Source organism: Pseudomonas sp. GT1P32 (assembly GCF_054897805.1).
The window spans coordinates 5093319-5105871 of record NZ_CM142704.1 but is presented as its reverse complement, the minus strand read 5'-3'; the positions used below and the strand labels follow the sequence as shown (position 1 = coordinate 5105871).

Below are 12553 nucleotides of genomic sequence, written 5' to 3'. Positions count from 1 at the left end.
TCCTACGGTTCAATGTCAGGCGTGAGATTGCAGGTAATTTTCCAGACCAATCAACTTGATCAGCCCCAACTGCTTCTCGAGCCAGTAGGTGTGATCTTCTTCGGTATCGTTCAGCTGAATGCGCAGCATCTCGCGGCTGACGTAGTCTTTGTGCTGCTCGCAGAGTTCGATGCCCTTGCAGAGAGCGGCGCGGACTTTGTATTCCAGACGCAGGTCGGCAGCGAGCATGTCAGGAACCGTGGTGCCGACATCAAGATCGTCCGGACGCATGCGTGGCGTGCCTTCGAGCATCAGGATTCGGCGCATCAGCGCATCGGCGTGCCCCGCTTCCTCTTCCATCTCGTGGTTGATTCGTTCGTAGAGCTTGGTGAATCCCCAGTCCTCATACATCCGCGAGTGAACGAAATATTGATCACGCGCGGCCAGTTCGCCGGTCAGCAACGTGTTGAGGTAATCGATTACGTCTGGGTGGCCTTGCATCGCCCTACATCTCCCTGCTTGAAAGTCTGTAGTTTGAACCACAGCGACTGTTTGGTCACTTGGTTTGCGCGATAAAAGCGAAGATATTCTGAGAAAAGTAGTTTAAATAGCGCAAAAACCGCCCTAATGAGGGCGGTTCTGCTTCTCGTTTAGACTTCGTTAATCTGTACGTTGAGCGCCTTTGCGATTGCCTCTCCATACGCCGGGTCGGCCTTGAAGAAATGCTGCAATTGGCGATCCACTACATCAGCGGAGACCCCTGCCATCGCGCCCGCAATGTTGTTGATCAGCAGGTTCTTCTGCTCATCACTCATCAAACGGAACAACGCACCTGCGTGGCTGTAGTAGTCCGTGTCTTCGCGATGATCGTAACGATCAGCCGCACCACTCAATGCCAAAGCAGGCTCAGCATAACGAGGCGCCTGTTTTGGCGTCTCTACGTAGCTGTTCGGCTCGTAGTTCGGCGCTGCACCGCCATTGCTGCCAAACGCCATGGACCCATCACGCTGGTAGCTGTTGACCGGGCTGCGAGGCGCATTCACCGGCAGTTGCTGATGGTTGGTGCCAATACGGTAGCGGTGCGCATCGGCGTAAGCGAATACTCGCCCTTGCAGCATGCGGTCTGGCGACAGGCCGACACCCGGCACCATGTTGCTCGGACCGAAAGCCGCTTGCTCAACTTCCGCGAAGTAGTTCAGCGGATTACGGTTGAGTTCGAGCTCACCCACTTCGATCAGCGGGAACTCTTTCTGCGACCAGGTCTTGGTCACATCGAAAGGGTTCTCATAGTGCGCCGCAGCTTGGGCCTCGGTCATGATCTGAATGCACACACGCCATTTTGGAAAGTCGCCACGCTCAATCGCTTCGAACAAGTCGCGCTGTGCGTAATCCGGATCGGTGCCCGCCAGACGAGCAGCTTCTGCTGGTGCCAGGTTCTTGATCCCTTGCTGGGTCTTGTAGTGCCACTTCACCCAGTGACGCTCGCCGCCGGCACTGATCAAGCTGTAGGTGTGGCTGCCGAAGCCGTGCATGTGACGGTAGCCGTCAGGGATGCCGCGGTCCGAAAACAGGATGGTGACCTGATGCAGCGCCTCTGGCGAGTGCGACCAGAAGTCCCACATCATCTGCGCACTTTTCAGGTTGCTTTGCGGCAGGCGTTTTTGGGTGTGGATAAAGTCCGGAAACTTGAGCGGATCACGAATGAAAAACACTGGTGTGTTGTTGCCAACGATGTCCCAGTTACCTTCCTCGGTATAGAACTTCAGGGCAAAACCACGTGGATCGCGCTCTGTGTCAGCCGAGCCGCGCTCACCGCCCACGGTGGAAAACCGCAGAAACGTTGGCGTTTGCTTGCCGACGGATTCGAACAGCTTGGCGCTGGTGTACTCAGTGATGTCGCGCGTCACGGTGAACGTACCGTAAGCACCTGAGCCCTTGGCGTGTACGCGGCGCTCAGGAATGTTTTCACGGTTGAAGTGGGCAAGCTTCTCGATCAGGTGGAAGTCGTCGAGCAGCAATGGGCCACGAGGGCCGGCGGAGCGGGAATTCTGGTTGTCGGCGACAGGAGCGCCACTGGCGGTGGTAAGTATTTTATTTTGGCTCATGCGATCTCTTCCTCTGTCAGTCTTGAACTGCCGGCTAATCGGCTGAGAGGGAGTATTGATCACCAACGTTACACCTACAAATTCATTAACTTGTAAGTGTCGATAGAAAATTACTAACGACGAGCCTACTTTTCAGACGCCCACAAAAAACCGGGCACTAGGCCCGGTTTTTCGTTTCAGACTGACGTCTTACTCAGCGGATACAGCTTCACCGCCGGTAGCACGATCAACCAACTCGACGTACGCCATAGGCGCGTTGTCGCCAGTGCGGAAACCGCACTTGAGGATGCGCAGGTAGCCACCCTCACGGGTAGCGTAACGCTTGCCCAGGTCGTTGAAGAGCTTACCAACGATAGCTTTCGAACGAGTACGGTCGAAAGCCAGACGGCGGTTAGCCAGGCTGTCTGTCTTGGCCAAAGTGATCAGCGGCTCAGCAACGCGACGCAGTTCTTTAGCTTTCGGCAGTGTAGTTTTGATCAGCTCGTGCTCGAACAGCGACACTGCCATGTTTTGAAACATGGCCTTGCGGTGCGAGCTAGTGCGGCTCAGGTGACGACCACTTTTACGATGACGCATGGTTCATTCCTTACCAAACACGACGTTCGGTGATTACGACGATCAGGCAGTCGCCTTGTCGTCCTTCTTAAGACTTGCAGGCGGCCAGTTGTCGAGGCGCATGCCGAGGGACAGACCGCGGGAGGCCAGAACGTCCTTGATTTCAGTCAAGGATTTCTTGCCAAGGTTCGGAGTCTTCAACAGCTCTACTTCGGTACGCTGAATCAGGTCACCGATGTAGTAGATGTTTTCCGCCTTAAGGCAGTTAGCCGAACGTACAGTCAGTTCCAGATCGTCAACCGGGCGAAGCAGGATCGGATCGATCTCGTCTTCCTGCTCGACAACCACTGGCTCACTGTCACCTTTGAGGTCGACGAACGCAGCCAACTGCTGTTGCAGAATGGTTGCAGCGCGACGGATAGCCTCTTCAGGATCCAGAGTACCGTTGGTTTCCAGATCAATAACCAGCTTGTCCAGGTTAGTACGCTGCTCGACACGGGCGTTTTCCACCACGTATGCGATACGGCGAACCGGGCTGAACGAAGAGTCAAGCTGCAAGCGACCGATGCTGCGGCTTTCGTCTTCATCGCTCTGACGCGAGTCTGCCGGTTCATAACCACGACCACGAGCTACGGTGAGCTTCATGTTCAGGGCGCCGTTAGACGCCAGGTTAGCGATTACGTGATCGGGGTTAACGATCTCGACATCATGATCCAGCTGAATATCGGCAGCGGTAACCACCCCCGAACCCTTCTTCGACAAGGTCAGCGTAACTTCGTCACGACCGTGCAGCTTGATAGCCAGACCTTTAAGGTTCAACAGGATTTCAATTACGTCTTCCTGTACGCCTTCGATGGCGCTGTACTCGTGGAGTACACCGTCAATCTCGGCCTCGACTACTGCACAGCCGGGCATTGAGGACAACAGGATGCGGCGCAGCGCGTTGCCCAGGGTGTGGCCGAAACCACGCTCGAGAGGCTCGAGAGTGATCTTGGCGCGGGTTGGACTGACAACCTGCACATCAATATGGCGGGGTGTCAGGAACTCATTTACCGAAATCTGCATGGATGCACCTATTTTCTAGCCCTTACTTGGAGTAGAGCTCGACAATCAGGCTTTCGTTGATGTCGGCGGACAGATCACTGCGAGCTGGAACGTTCTTGAAAACGCCCGACTTCTTCTCAGTGTCTACTTCTACCCATTCTACGCGGCCACGTTGGGCACACAGATCGAGAGCTTGGACAATGCGAAGTTGGTTCTTTGCTTTCTCGCGAATCGCGACCACGTCACCAGCACGAACCTGGTAAGACGGTACGTTTACGGTCTGGCCGTTAACGCTGACGGATTTGTGCGATACCAGCTGACGGGATTCGGCACGAGTAGAGCCAAAACCCATACGGTATACAACGTTGTCCAGACGGCATTCGAGCAGTTGCAGCAGGTTTTCACCGGTTGCACCTTTCTTGCCAGCAGCTTCTTTGTAGTAGCCGCTGAATTGACGCTCGAGAACGCCGTAGATACGACGGACCTTCTGCTTTTCACGCAGTTGGGTGCCGTAATCGGACTGGCGACCGCGGCGTTGGCCGTGGATACCAGGTGCTGCTTCAATGTTGCACTTCGATTCGATCGCGCGCACGCCGCTCTTCAGAAAGAGATCGGTGCCTTCGCGACGAGCGAGTTTGCATTTTGGACCAATGTAACGAGCCATTCTTTACAATCTCCTGGATTACACGCGGCGCTTCTTCGGCGGACGGCACCCGTTGTGCGGGATTGGCGTCACGTCGGTGATGCTGGCGATCTTGTAGCCACAGCCGTTCAAAGCGCGGACTGCAGATTCACGACCTGGGCCTGGACCTTTGACGTTAACGTCGAGGTTTTTCAGACCGTATTCCAGCGCAGCTTGGCCAGCACGTTCAGCAGCTACTTGAGCAGCAAACGGGGTGGACTTGCGGGAACCGCGGAAACCCGAACCACCGGAGGTAGCCCAGGAAAGAGCGTTGCCTTGACGGTCGGTGATGGTCACGATTGTGTTGTTAAAAGAAGCATGGATGTGGGCGATGCCATCAACCACTGTCTTTTTAACTTTTTTACGAGGACGAGCAGCAGGTTTAGCCATGATTAATTTCCTGTCGATTCGCTGGGGCGATTACTTGCGGATCGGCTTACGCGGACCTTTACGGGTACGCGCGTTAGTCTTGGTACGCTGACCGCGCACTGGAAGACCACGACGATGACGCAGACCGCGATAGCAACCGAGGTCCATCAAACGCTTGATTTTCATGTTGATTTCGCGACGCAGGTCACCTTCAGTGGTGAACTTCGCCACTTCGCCACGCAGCTGTTCAATCTGCTCGTCGCTCAGATCCTTGATCTTTGCGGCTGGGTTTACCCCAGTCACTGCACAGATCTTCTGTGCAGTAGTGCGACCAACACCATAGATGTAGGTCAGCGAGATAACAGTATGCTTGTTATCTGGAATGTTAACGCCTGCAATACGGGCCATTCAGTGGGACTCCAATTGACAGCTACCTACGCCCCGGAAGCCAAGAAATAGGGCGCGAGATAATATCGCTGTAATAACAAATAATCAACCCGGTAGCGCACTAGCTACCGGGCTTGAAGCACAATCACACTCAGCCTTGGCGCTGTTTGTGACGCGGTTCCGCGCTGCAAATTACTCGAACAACACCTTCGCGGCGAATAATCTTGCAGTTACGGCACAGCTTTTTCACCGATGCACGAACTTTCATCACCAACTCCTCGAACCTTATGGGTACTCAGCGCAACATGCCGCTGCCGTAACCCTTCAGGTTGGCTTTCTTCATCAGGGATTCGTACTGGTGCGAAACGAGGTGCGATTGTACTTGGGACATGAAGTCCATCACAACCACGACGACGATCAGCAACGAGGTCCCGCCAAGGTAGAACGGTACGTTTGCCGCAACCACCAGGAACTGGGGAAGCAGACACACGGCCGTCATGTAAAGAGCACCGAACATGGTCAAGCGAGTCAGAACGCCATCAATGTAGCGCGCAGACTGCTCACCTGGACGGATGCCCGGAATAAAGGCACCGGACTTCTTCAGGTTTTCCGCTACGTCTTTCGGATTGAACATCAACGCCGTATAGAAGAAGCAGAAGAAAATAATCCCTGCACTAAACAGCAGAATATTCAACGGCTGACCAGGAGCGATCGACTGCGAGATGTCCTGCAACCAGCCCATACCTTCAGACTGGCCGAACCAGGCACCCAACGAAGCCGGGAACAGCAAAATGCTGCTCGCGAAAATGGCCGGAATAACACCGGCCATGTTCACCTTCAGCGGCAAGTGGCTAGTCTGCGCAGCAAAGACCTTACGGCCCTGCTGACGCTTGGCGTAGTGAACAGCAATACGACGCTGACCACGCTCAATGAACACCACGAAACCGATAATCGCTACTGCCAGCAAACCGATGGCAACCAGGGCGAAGATGTTGATATCACCCTGACGTGCAGACTCGAAAGACTGCCCGATCGCTCTCGGAAGACCGGCGACGATACCCGAAAAAATCAACATCGAGATACCGTTGCCAACACCACGCTCAGTAATCTGCTCACCCAGCCACATCATGAACATCGCACCAGCCACAAACGTGGATACCGCGACGAAATGGAAGCCAAAGTCACCAGTGAACGCAACGCCCTGCCCTGCCAGGCCAATGGACATGCCAATTGCCTGAACAAGAGCGAGGACGACAGTGCCGTAGCGGGTGTACTGGCTGATCTTGCGACGGCCAGCTTCACCTTCCTTCTTCAACTGCTCCAGCTGCGGGCTGACGGCGGTCATCAGTTGCATGATGATCGATGCCGAAATGTACGGCATGATCCCCAATGCAAAGATGCTCATCCGTTCCAGCGCGCCGCCGGAAAACATGTTGAACAAGCTAAGAATGGTCCCCTCATTCTGTCGAAACAGGTCCGCGAGTCGGTCCGGGTTGATACCTGGAACCGGGATGTGTGCGCCTATTCGGTAGACGATAATCGCCAGGAACAGAAAACGCAGACGAGCCCAGAGTTCAGACATACCGCCTTTGCCGAGCGCAGAGAGAGCACCTTGCTTAGCCATTTATTCCTCGAACTTGCCGCCAGCTGCTTCGATAGCCGCACGCGCACCTTTGGTGGCGCCGATTCCCTTTCCGATGGTAACAGCGCGAGTCACTTCACCGGACAGCATGATTTTCACACGCTGTACGTTGACGTTGATCACGTTGGCATCTTTCAAGGACTGCACGGTGACGATGTCGCCTTCCACTTTAGCCAGCTCGGACAAACGCACTTCTGCGCGGTCCATGGCTTTCAGGGAAACGAAACCGAACTTCGGCAGGCGACGATGCAGCGGCTGTTGACCGCCTTCAAAGCCTGGAGCAATGGTGCCACCGGAGCGGGAGGACTGACCTTTGTGGCCACGGCCACCGGTCTTACCCAAACCACTACCGATACCACGGCCCGGACGATGCTTTTCGCGACGGGAACCCGGCGCTGGACTCAGATCATTGAGTTTCATCGATTAACCCTCGACACGCAGCATGTAGTAAGCCTTGTTGATCATCCCGCGATTCTCGGGAGTATCAAGTACTTCTACAGTGTGACCGATGCGACGCAGACCCAGACCCTTAACGCACAGTTTGTGGTTAGGGATGCGGCCGGTCATGCTTTTGATCAGCGTAACTTTAACGGTAGCCATGATCAGAAGATCTCCTTGACGCTTTTGCCACGCTTGGCGGCAATGGATTCAGGAGACTGCATAGCCTTCAAACCTTTGAAAGTGGCGTGAACCACGTTTACCGGGTTAGTCGAGCCGTAGCACTTGGCCAGAACGTTCTGAACGCCAGCAACTTCGAGAACAGCACGCATAGCGCCGCCAGCGATGATACCGGTACCTTCAGAAGCAGGCTGCATGTACACCTTCGAAGCGCCGTGAGCGGACTTCATTGCGTACTGCAGAGTGGTGCCGTTCAGATCAACTTGGATCATGTTGCGGCGAGCAGCTTCCATTGCCTTCTGGATCGCAGCAGGCACTTCACGCGACTTGCCACGGCCGAAGCCAACGCGCCCTTTACCATCACCAACCACGGTCAACGCGGTGAAAGTGAAGATACGGCCGCCTTTAACGGTTTTGGCTACGCGGTTAACTTGAACCAGCTTCTCGATGTAGCCTTCGTCGCGCTTTTGGTCGTTATTTGACATAACTTAGAACTCCAGCCCAGCTTCACGAGCAGCATCAGCCAGCGCCTTGACGCGGCCGTGGTACTTGAAGCCAGAGCGGTCGAAAGCCACCTGCGAGACGCCAGCGGCTTTAGCACGCGTAGCGACCAGCTGGCCAACCTTAGTGGCCGCGTCGATGTTGCCAGTGGCGCCATCACGCAGTTCTTTATCCAAAGTCGAGGCAGATGCCAGGACTTTGTTGCCGTCGGCCGAAATGACCTGGGCGTAGATGTGCTGCGACGAGCGGAACACGCAGAGACGCACGACTTCGAGTTCGTGCATTTTCAGGCGTGCTTTGCGAGCGCGACGCAGTCGAGTAACTTTTTTGTCGGTCATTTGCTATGCCCTACTTCTTCTTGGCTTCTTTACGACGGACGACTTCGTCCGCGTAGCGCACACCTTTGCCTTTGTACGGCTCTGGTGGACGGAAGTCGCGGATCTCGGCGGCCACTTGACCTACCAGCTGCTTATCGATGCCCTTGATCAGGATATCGGTCTGGCTAGGAGTCTCAGCGGTGATGCCTTCCGGCAGTTCATAATCCACTGGGTGCGAGAAGCCAAGAGCCAGGTTCAGCACTGTGCCTTTTGCTTGCGCTTTGTAACCAACACCGACCAGCTGGAGCTTACGCTCGAAGCCTTGGCTTACGCCTTGGACCATGTTGTTTACCAACGCACGAGTGGTACCAGCCATTGCGCGAGTTTGTTGATCGCCATTGCGAGCAGCGAAACGCAGCTCACCAGCTTCTTCAACGATCTCAACGGACGAATGGATGTTCAGTTCGAGAGTGCCCTTGGCACCCTTCACCGAAAGCTGTTGGCCTGCGAATTTGACTTCGACGCCGGCTGGCAGCTTAACGGGGTTCTTAGCGACGCGTGACATGCTTATCCCCCCTTAGAACACAGTGCAAAGAACTTCGCCGCCGACACCGGCAGCGCGCGCAGCACGATCCGTCATCACACCTTTGTTGGTGGAGACGATAGACACACCGAGACCGCCACGAACTTTTGGCAGATCATCGACGGACTTGTACTGACGCAGGCCTGGACGGCTAACGCGCTTCACTTCCTCGATGACCGGACGGCCTTCGAAGTACTTCAGCTCGATGGACAGCAGTGGCTTGATTTCGCTGCTGATCTGATAACCCGCAATGTAACCTTCGTCCTTCAGGACTTTGGCAACAGCTACCTTCAAAGTAGAAGATGGCATGCTTACGACGGACTTTTCAGCCATCTGGGCATTACGGATTCGAGTTAGCATGTCCGCTAACGGGTCCTGCATACTCATGGGCTAGACGCTCCTAATACACAAAAAATTAGCCTTGCGGCTACTACGTGTCGCCGAGCACATCCGTGCGAAAAAAGCACGGGCTCAGGCGAGCCGGGTATTCTAGACACACCCCACAAATGAATCAAGCCCCAAAAGGGGCTTGATTCAAGTTCAAGGTCACCGGTGGTCAGGATCTTGCGATCCCGGACACCGAGACTTTGATAGTGCTTACCAGCTGGCTTTAACCAGACCAGGTACGTCACCACGCATTGCAGCTTCACGCAGTTTGTTACGGCCGAGGCCGAACTTGCGGTAAACGCCGTGTGGACGACCGGTCAGGCGGCAGCGGTTACGCATGCGCGAAGCGCTTGCGTCACGTGGCTGCTTCTGCAGAGCTACTGTAGCTTCCCAACGCGCTTCTGGACTTGCGTTCAGATCAACGATGATAGCTTTCAGTGCTGCACGCTTTTTGGCGTACTTGGCAACCGTGAGCTGACGCTTCAGCTCGCGGTTTTTCATGCTCATCTTGGCCATTTTCCTACTCCAATCAGTTGCGGAACGGGAATTTGAAAGCACGCAACAGGGCGCGACCTTCATCATCGTTCTTGGCAGTGGTGGTCAGGGTAATGTCCAGACCGCGGAGAGCATCGATCTTGTCGTAGTCGATTTCCGGGAAGATGATCTGCTCTTTTACGCCCATGCTGTAGTTACCACGACCATCGAAGGACTTGGCATTCAGGCCGCGGAAGTCGCGGACCCGAGGCAGGGAGATCGACAGCAGACGATCCAGGAATTCGTACATACGCTCACGGCGCAGGGTCACTTTGACGCCGATCGGCCAACCTTCACGGACTTTAAAGCCAGCGATGGATTTCCGAGCGTAAGTCACAACGACTTTCTGACCGGTGATCTTTTCCAGGTCAGCAACTGCGTGCTCGATGACTTTTTTGTCACCGACCGCTTCGCCCAGACCCATGTTCAGGGTGATCTTTGTAACGCGTGGAACTTCCATCACGTTCGAAAGCTTAAGTTCTTCCTTAAGCTTCGGTGCGATTTCTTTCCAGTAAATCTCTTTTAGTCGTGCCATGGTCTCATCTACCTAGCAGTGTTCAAGCATCAACCGCTTTTTGGGTCGACTTGAAGACACGAATTTTCTTGCCGTCTTCTACTTTGAAACCAACGCGATCAGCCTTGTTGGTTTCGCCGTTGAAAATGGCGACGTTAGAAGCGTCCAGTGGAGCTTCTTTTTCGACGATACCGCCTTGTACGCCCGACATCGGGTTAGGCTTGGTATGACGCTTAACCAGGTTCAGACCGCCGATAACCAGACGGTTATTAGCGAGAACCTTAAGCACCTTACCGCGCTTACCTTTGTCTTTGCCGGCGATCACGATGATCTCGTCGTCACGACGAATCTTTTGCATGTCGGATCTCCTTACAGCACTTCTGGGGCGAGCGAGACGATCTTCATGAACTTCTCAGTACGAAGTTCACGGGTCACTGGCCCAAAGATACGGGTGCCGATCGGCTCTTGCTTGTTGTTCAGAAGAACAGCAGCGTTGCCATCAAAGCGGATAATGGAGCCATCAGCACGACGTACGCCGTGACGAGTGCGGACTACAACAGCAGTCATCACTTGGCCTTTTTTCACTTTACCGCGAGGAATTGCTTCCTTCACGGTAACTTTGATGATGTCACCGATACCAGCGTAACGACGATGGGAGCCACCCAGCACCTTGATGCACATAACGCGGCGAGCGCCGCTGTTATCGGCCACATCGAGCATGGATTGAGTCTGAATCATATAATTTCTCCGACCCCTAGTCCTTAGACTTCCACAGCGCGTTCGAGAACATCAACCAGCGCCCAAGACTTGGTCTTGGCCAGCGGACGAGTTTCACGAATAGTGACTTTGTCGCCGATGTGGCACTGATTGGTTTCGTCGTGCGCGTGCAGCTTAGTCGAACGCTTAACGTATTTACCGTAGATCGGGTGCTTTACGCGACGCTCGATCAGAACGGTGATGGTCTTGTCCATTTTGTCGCTGACAACACGGCCAGTCAGCGTACGGACGGTTTTTTCGGCTTCAGCCATGATTACTTACCTGCCTGCTGTTTGAGCACAGTCTTCACGCGAGCGATGTCACGCTTAACTTGCCGGAGCAGGTGAGACTGCCCCAACTGGCCAGTTGCTTTCTGCATGCGCAGATTGAACTGGTCGCGCAGCAGGCCGAGCAGTTGCTCGTTAAGCTGCGGCGCGTCTTTTTCACGAAGTTCGTTCGCTTTCATCACATCACCGTCCGTTTAACGAAGGCAGTGGCGAGCGGCAGCTTTGCAGCAGCCAGGGCAAATGCCTCACGCGCCAGCTCTTCAGAAACACCCTCGATTTCATACAGGACTTTGCCTGGCTGAATCTGGGCAACCCAGTATTCCACGCTACCTTTACCTTTACCCATCCGAACTTCGAGTGGCTTCTTGGAAATAGGCTTGTCCGGGAATACACGGATCCAGATCTTGCCGCCACGTTTAACGTGACGGGTCAGTGCACGACGCGCTGACTCGATCTGACGAGCGGTGAGACGACCACGAGCTACAGACTTCAGCGCATATTCGCCGAAGCTGACTTTGCTACCGCGCTGAGCCAAGCCACGGTTGTGGCCAGTCATCTGCTTGCGGAACTTCGTACGCTTTGGTTGCAACATTTGGCGTACCCCTTACTTAGCAGCTTTTTTACGAGGCGCTGGTGCTTGTGGTTTCAGTTCTTCTTGGCGACCACCAATTACTTCGCCTTTGAAGATCCAAACCTTTACACCGATCACACCATAAGTGGTGTGAGCTTCGTAGTTGGCATAGTCGATGTCGGCACGCAGGGTGTGCAGTGGCACACGACCTTCGCGATACCATTCAGTACGTGCGATTTCAGCACCGCCGAGACGACCGCTCACTTGGATTTTGATGCCTTTGGCACCAATGCGCATGGCGTTCTGTACAGCGCGCTTCATAGCGCGACGGAACATTACGCGACGCTCCAGCTGCTGAGCTACGCTCTGCGCAACCAACATACCGTCGAGTTCCGGCTTGCGGATTTCTTCGATATTGATGTGCACAGGCACACCCATTTGCTTGGTCAGGTCCTGACGCAGTTTCTCAACATCTTCACCTTTCTTCCCGATAACGATACCTGGACGAGCGGTGTGGATGGTGATACGTGCTGTTTGAGCCGGACGATGGATATCGATACGGCTTACGGACGCGCTTTTTAGTTTGTCTTGGAGATACTCACGCACCTTCAGATCAGCGAACAAATAGTCCGCATAAGTCCGACCGTCTGCGTACCAGACGGAGGTGTGCTCCTTGACGATTCCCAGGCGAATGCCAATGGGATGTACTTTCTGACCCATCT

General features: G+C 54.6%; 23 protein-coding genes. All 23 read right to left on the bottom strand.

Annotated elements, in window-relative coordinates:
- Positions 1-15: 15 nt before the first annotated feature.
- The 23 genes from bfr to rpsC all read right to left on the bottom strand — a co-directional run bounded on the left by bfr (position 16) and on the right by rpsC (position 12551).
- The gene (gene bfr, locus ACYZUC_RS23420) at positions 16-480 is read right to left on the bottom strand and encodes a bacterioferritin (RefSeq protein WP_223415619.1); all 465 of its coding nucleotides are present in this window, start codon (positions 478-480) and stop codon (positions 16-18) included.
- Between the two features lie 149 nt (positions 481-629).
- On the bottom strand, positions 630-2084 hold the full coding sequence (locus ACYZUC_RS23415) for a catalase (protein ID WP_461990660.1): 1455 nt from the start codon (positions 2082-2084) through the stop codon (positions 630-632).
- Between the two features lie 189 nt (positions 2085-2273).
- On the bottom strand, positions 2274-2660 hold the full coding sequence (gene rplQ / locus ACYZUC_RS23410) for a 50S ribosomal protein L17 (protein WP_007943777.1): 387 nt from the start codon (positions 2658-2660) through the stop codon (positions 2274-2276).
- A gap of 42 nt (positions 2661-2702) precedes the next feature.
- Positions 2703-3704, bottom strand: coding sequence for a DNA-directed RNA polymerase subunit alpha (locus ACYZUC_RS23405; RefSeq protein WP_003186012.1), 1002 nt, complete (start codon positions 3702-3704; stop codon positions 2703-2705).
- A gap of 22 nt (positions 3705-3726) precedes the next feature.
- Complete coding sequence (gene rpsD, locus ACYZUC_RS23400) at positions 3727-4347, bottom strand: 30S ribosomal protein S4 (protein ID WP_003210056.1); 621 nt, start codon at positions 4345-4347, stop codon at positions 3727-3729.
- A gap of 18 nt (positions 4348-4365) precedes the next feature.
- Positions 4366-4755 carry a 30S ribosomal protein S11 gene (gene rpsK / locus ACYZUC_RS23395; RefSeq protein WP_002555466.1) on the bottom strand — a complete coding sequence of 130 codons (390 nt, stop codon included), beginning with the start codon at positions 4753-4755 and terminating at the stop codon, positions 4366-4368.
- Between the two features lie 30 nt (positions 4756-4785).
- On the bottom strand, positions 4786-5142 hold the full coding sequence (rpsM, locus tag ACYZUC_RS23390) for a 30S ribosomal protein S13 (protein WP_003186020.1): 357 nt from the start codon (positions 5140-5142) through the stop codon (positions 4786-4788).
- A gap of 130 nt (positions 5143-5272) precedes the next feature.
- On the bottom strand, positions 5273-5389 hold the full coding sequence (gene rpmJ / locus ACYZUC_RS23385) for a 50S ribosomal protein L36 (protein WP_002555468.1): 117 nt from the start codon (positions 5387-5389) through the stop codon (positions 5273-5275).
- 27 nt (positions 5390-5416) lie between these two features.
- Entirely contained in the window at positions 5417-6745 is a 1329-nt protein-coding gene (secY, locus tag ACYZUC_RS23380) for a preprotein translocase subunit SecY (RefSeq protein ID WP_003228718.1), read from the bottom strand.
- A complete protein-coding gene (rplO, locus tag ACYZUC_RS23375; RefSeq protein WP_007896782.1) occupies positions 6746-7183 on the bottom strand; it encodes a 50S ribosomal protein L15 in 438 nt (145 codons plus the stop codon).
- 3 nt (positions 7184-7186) lie between these two features.
- The gene (gene rpmD / locus ACYZUC_RS23370) at positions 7187-7363 is read right to left on the bottom strand and encodes a 50S ribosomal protein L30 (RefSeq protein ID WP_003186033.1); all 177 of its coding nucleotides are present in this window, start codon (positions 7361-7363) and stop codon (positions 7187-7189) included.
- 2 nt (positions 7364-7365) lie between these two features.
- Entirely contained in the window at positions 7366-7866 is a 501-nt protein-coding gene (gene rpsE, locus ACYZUC_RS23365) for a 30S ribosomal protein S5 (protein ID WP_003186035.1), read from the bottom strand.
- Between the two features lie 3 nt (positions 7867-7869).
- A complete protein-coding gene (rplR, locus tag ACYZUC_RS23360) occupies positions 7870-8220 on the bottom strand; it encodes a 50S ribosomal protein L18 (RefSeq protein ID WP_003186037.1) in 351 nt (116 codons plus the stop codon).
- 10 nt (positions 8221-8230) lie between these two features.
- On the bottom strand, positions 8231-8764 hold the full coding sequence (rplF, locus tag ACYZUC_RS23355) for a 50S ribosomal protein L6 (protein WP_003176412.1): 534 nt from the start codon (positions 8762-8764) through the stop codon (positions 8231-8233).
- 12 nt (positions 8765-8776) lie between these two features.
- Complete coding sequence (gene rpsH / locus ACYZUC_RS23350) at positions 8777-9169, bottom strand: 30S ribosomal protein S8 (protein WP_003186040.1); 393 nt, start codon at positions 9167-9169, stop codon at positions 8777-8779.
- A gap of 210 nt (positions 9170-9379) precedes the next feature.
- Positions 9380-9685, bottom strand: coding sequence for a 30S ribosomal protein S14 (rpsN, locus tag ACYZUC_RS23345; RefSeq protein ID WP_003176414.1), 306 nt, complete (start codon positions 9683-9685; stop codon positions 9380-9382).
- A 13-nt stretch (positions 9686-9698) separates the two neighbouring features.
- Entirely contained in the window at positions 9699-10238 is a 540-nt protein-coding gene (gene rplE, locus ACYZUC_RS23340) for a 50S ribosomal protein L5 (protein WP_003176415.1), read from the bottom strand.
- Between the two features lie 22 nt (positions 10239-10260).
- The gene (gene rplX, locus ACYZUC_RS23335) at positions 10261-10575 is read right to left on the bottom strand and encodes a 50S ribosomal protein L24 (RefSeq protein ID WP_003176416.1); all 315 of its coding nucleotides are present in this window, start codon (positions 10573-10575) and stop codon (positions 10261-10263) included.
- Positions 10576-10586: 11 nt separating this feature from the next.
- Positions 10587-10955, bottom strand: coding sequence for a 50S ribosomal protein L14 (gene rplN, locus ACYZUC_RS23330; protein ID WP_002555479.1), 369 nt, complete (start codon positions 10953-10955; stop codon positions 10587-10589).
- Between the two features lie 23 nt (positions 10956-10978).
- Positions 10979-11245 carry a 30S ribosomal protein S17 gene (rpsQ, locus tag ACYZUC_RS23325; RefSeq protein ID WP_003176419.1) on the bottom strand — a complete coding sequence of 89 codons (267 nt, stop codon included), beginning with the start codon at positions 11243-11245 and terminating at the stop codon, positions 10979-10981.
- 2 nt (positions 11246-11247) lie between these two features.
- Positions 11248-11439 carry a 50S ribosomal protein L29 gene (gene rpmC / locus ACYZUC_RS23320; RefSeq protein WP_008030901.1) on the bottom strand — a complete coding sequence of 64 codons (192 nt, stop codon included), beginning with the start codon at positions 11437-11439 and terminating at the stop codon, positions 11248-11250.
- Positions 11439-11852, bottom strand: coding sequence for a 50S ribosomal protein L16 (gene rplP / locus ACYZUC_RS23315; protein WP_007943783.1), 414 nt, complete (start codon positions 11850-11852; stop codon positions 11439-11441). The genes rpmC and rplP overlap by 1 nt, the downstream gene beginning before the upstream one ends.
- Before the next feature lie 12 nt (positions 11853-11864).
- On the bottom strand, positions 11865-12551 hold the full coding sequence (rpsC, locus tag ACYZUC_RS23310) for a 30S ribosomal protein S3 (RefSeq protein WP_003176422.1): 687 nt from the start codon (positions 12549-12551) through the stop codon (positions 11865-11867).
- Between the last annotated feature and the right edge of the window lie 2 nt (positions 12552-12553).

What these genes read in the sequence shown, in the direction of transcription:
- bfr (WP_223415619.1), bottom strand. Translation starts at nt 480, where the DNA reads ATGCAAGGCCACCCAGACGTAATCGATTACCTCAACACGTTGCTGACC.
- ACYZUC_RS23415 (WP_461990660.1), bottom strand. Translation starts at nt 2,084, where the DNA reads ATGAGCCAAAATAAAATACTTACCACCGCCAGTGGCGCTCCTGTCGCC.
- rplQ (WP_007943777.1), bottom strand. Translation starts at nt 2,660, where the DNA reads ATGCGTCATCGTAAAAGTGGTCGTCACCTGAGCCGCACTAGCTCGCAC.
- ACYZUC_RS23405 (WP_003186012.1), bottom strand. Translation starts at nt 3,704, where the DNA reads ATGCAGATTTCGGTAAATGAGTTCCTGACACCCCGCCATATTGATGTG.
- rpsD (WP_003210056.1), bottom strand. Translation starts at nt 4,347, where the DNA reads ATGGCTCGTTACATTGGTCCAAAATGCAAACTCGCTCGTCGCGAAGGC.
- rpsK (WP_002555466.1), bottom strand. Translation starts at nt 4,755, where the DNA reads ATGGCTAAACCTGCTGCTCGTCCTCGTAAAAAAGTTAAAAAGACAGTG.
- rpsM (WP_003186020.1), bottom strand. Translation starts at nt 5,142, where the DNA reads ATGGCCCGTATTGCAGGCGTTAACATTCCAGATAACAAGCATACTGTT.
- rpmJ (WP_002555468.1), bottom strand. Translation starts at nt 5,389, where the DNA reads ATGAAAGTTCGTGCATCGGTGAAAAAGCTGTGCCGTAACTGCAAGATT.
- secY (WP_003228718.1), bottom strand. Translation starts at nt 6,745, where the DNA reads ATGGCTAAGCAAGGTGCTCTCTCTGCGCTCGGCAAAGGCGGTATGTCT.
- rplO (WP_007896782.1), bottom strand. Translation starts at nt 7,183, where the DNA reads ATGAAACTCAATGATCTGAGTCCAGCGCCGGGTTCCCGTCGCGAAAAG.
- rpmD (WP_003186033.1), bottom strand. Translation starts at nt 7,363, where the DNA reads ATGGCTACCGTTAAAGTTACGCTGATCAAAAGCATGACCGGCCGCATC.
- rpsE (WP_003186035.1), bottom strand. Translation starts at nt 7,866, where the DNA reads ATGTCAAATAACGACCAAAAGCGCGACGAAGGCTACATCGAGAAGCTG.
- rplR (WP_003186037.1), bottom strand. Translation starts at nt 8,220, where the DNA reads ATGACCGACAAAAAAGTTACTCGACTGCGTCGCGCTCGCAAAGCACGC.
- rplF (WP_003176412.1), bottom strand. Translation starts at nt 8,764, where the DNA reads ATGTCACGCGTCGCTAAGAACCCCGTTAAGCTGCCAGCCGGCGTCGAA.
- rpsH (WP_003186040.1), bottom strand. Translation starts at nt 9,169, where the DNA reads ATGAGTATGCAGGACCCGTTAGCGGACATGCTAACTCGAATCCGTAAT.
- rpsN (WP_003176414.1), bottom strand. Translation starts at nt 9,685, where the DNA reads ATGGCCAAGATGAGCATGAAAAACCGCGAGCTGAAGCGTCAGCTCACG.
- rplE (WP_003176415.1), bottom strand. Translation starts at nt 10,238, where the DNA reads ATGGCACGACTAAAAGAGATTTACTGGAAAGAAATCGCACCGAAGCTT.
- rplX (WP_003176416.1), bottom strand. Translation starts at nt 10,575, where the DNA reads ATGCAAAAGATTCGTCGTGACGACGAGATCATCGTGATCGCCGGCAAA.
- rplN (WP_002555479.1), bottom strand. Translation starts at nt 10,955, where the DNA reads ATGATTCAGACTCAATCCATGCTCGATGTGGCCGATAACAGCGGCGCT.
- rpsQ (WP_003176419.1), bottom strand. Translation starts at nt 11,245, where the DNA reads ATGGCTGAAGCCGAAAAAACCGTCCGTACGCTGACTGGCCGTGTTGTC.
- rpmC (WP_008030901.1), bottom strand. Translation starts at nt 11,439, where the DNA reads ATGAAAGCGAACGAACTTCGTGAAAAAGACGCGCCGCAGCTTAACGAG.
- rplP (WP_007943783.1), bottom strand. Translation starts at nt 11,852, where the DNA reads ATGTTGCAACCAAAGCGTACGAAGTTCCGCAAGCAGATGACTGGCCAC.
- rpsC (WP_003176422.1), bottom strand. Translation starts at nt 12,551, where the DNA reads ATGGGTCAGAAAGTACATCCCATTGGCATTCGCCTGGGAATCGTCAAG.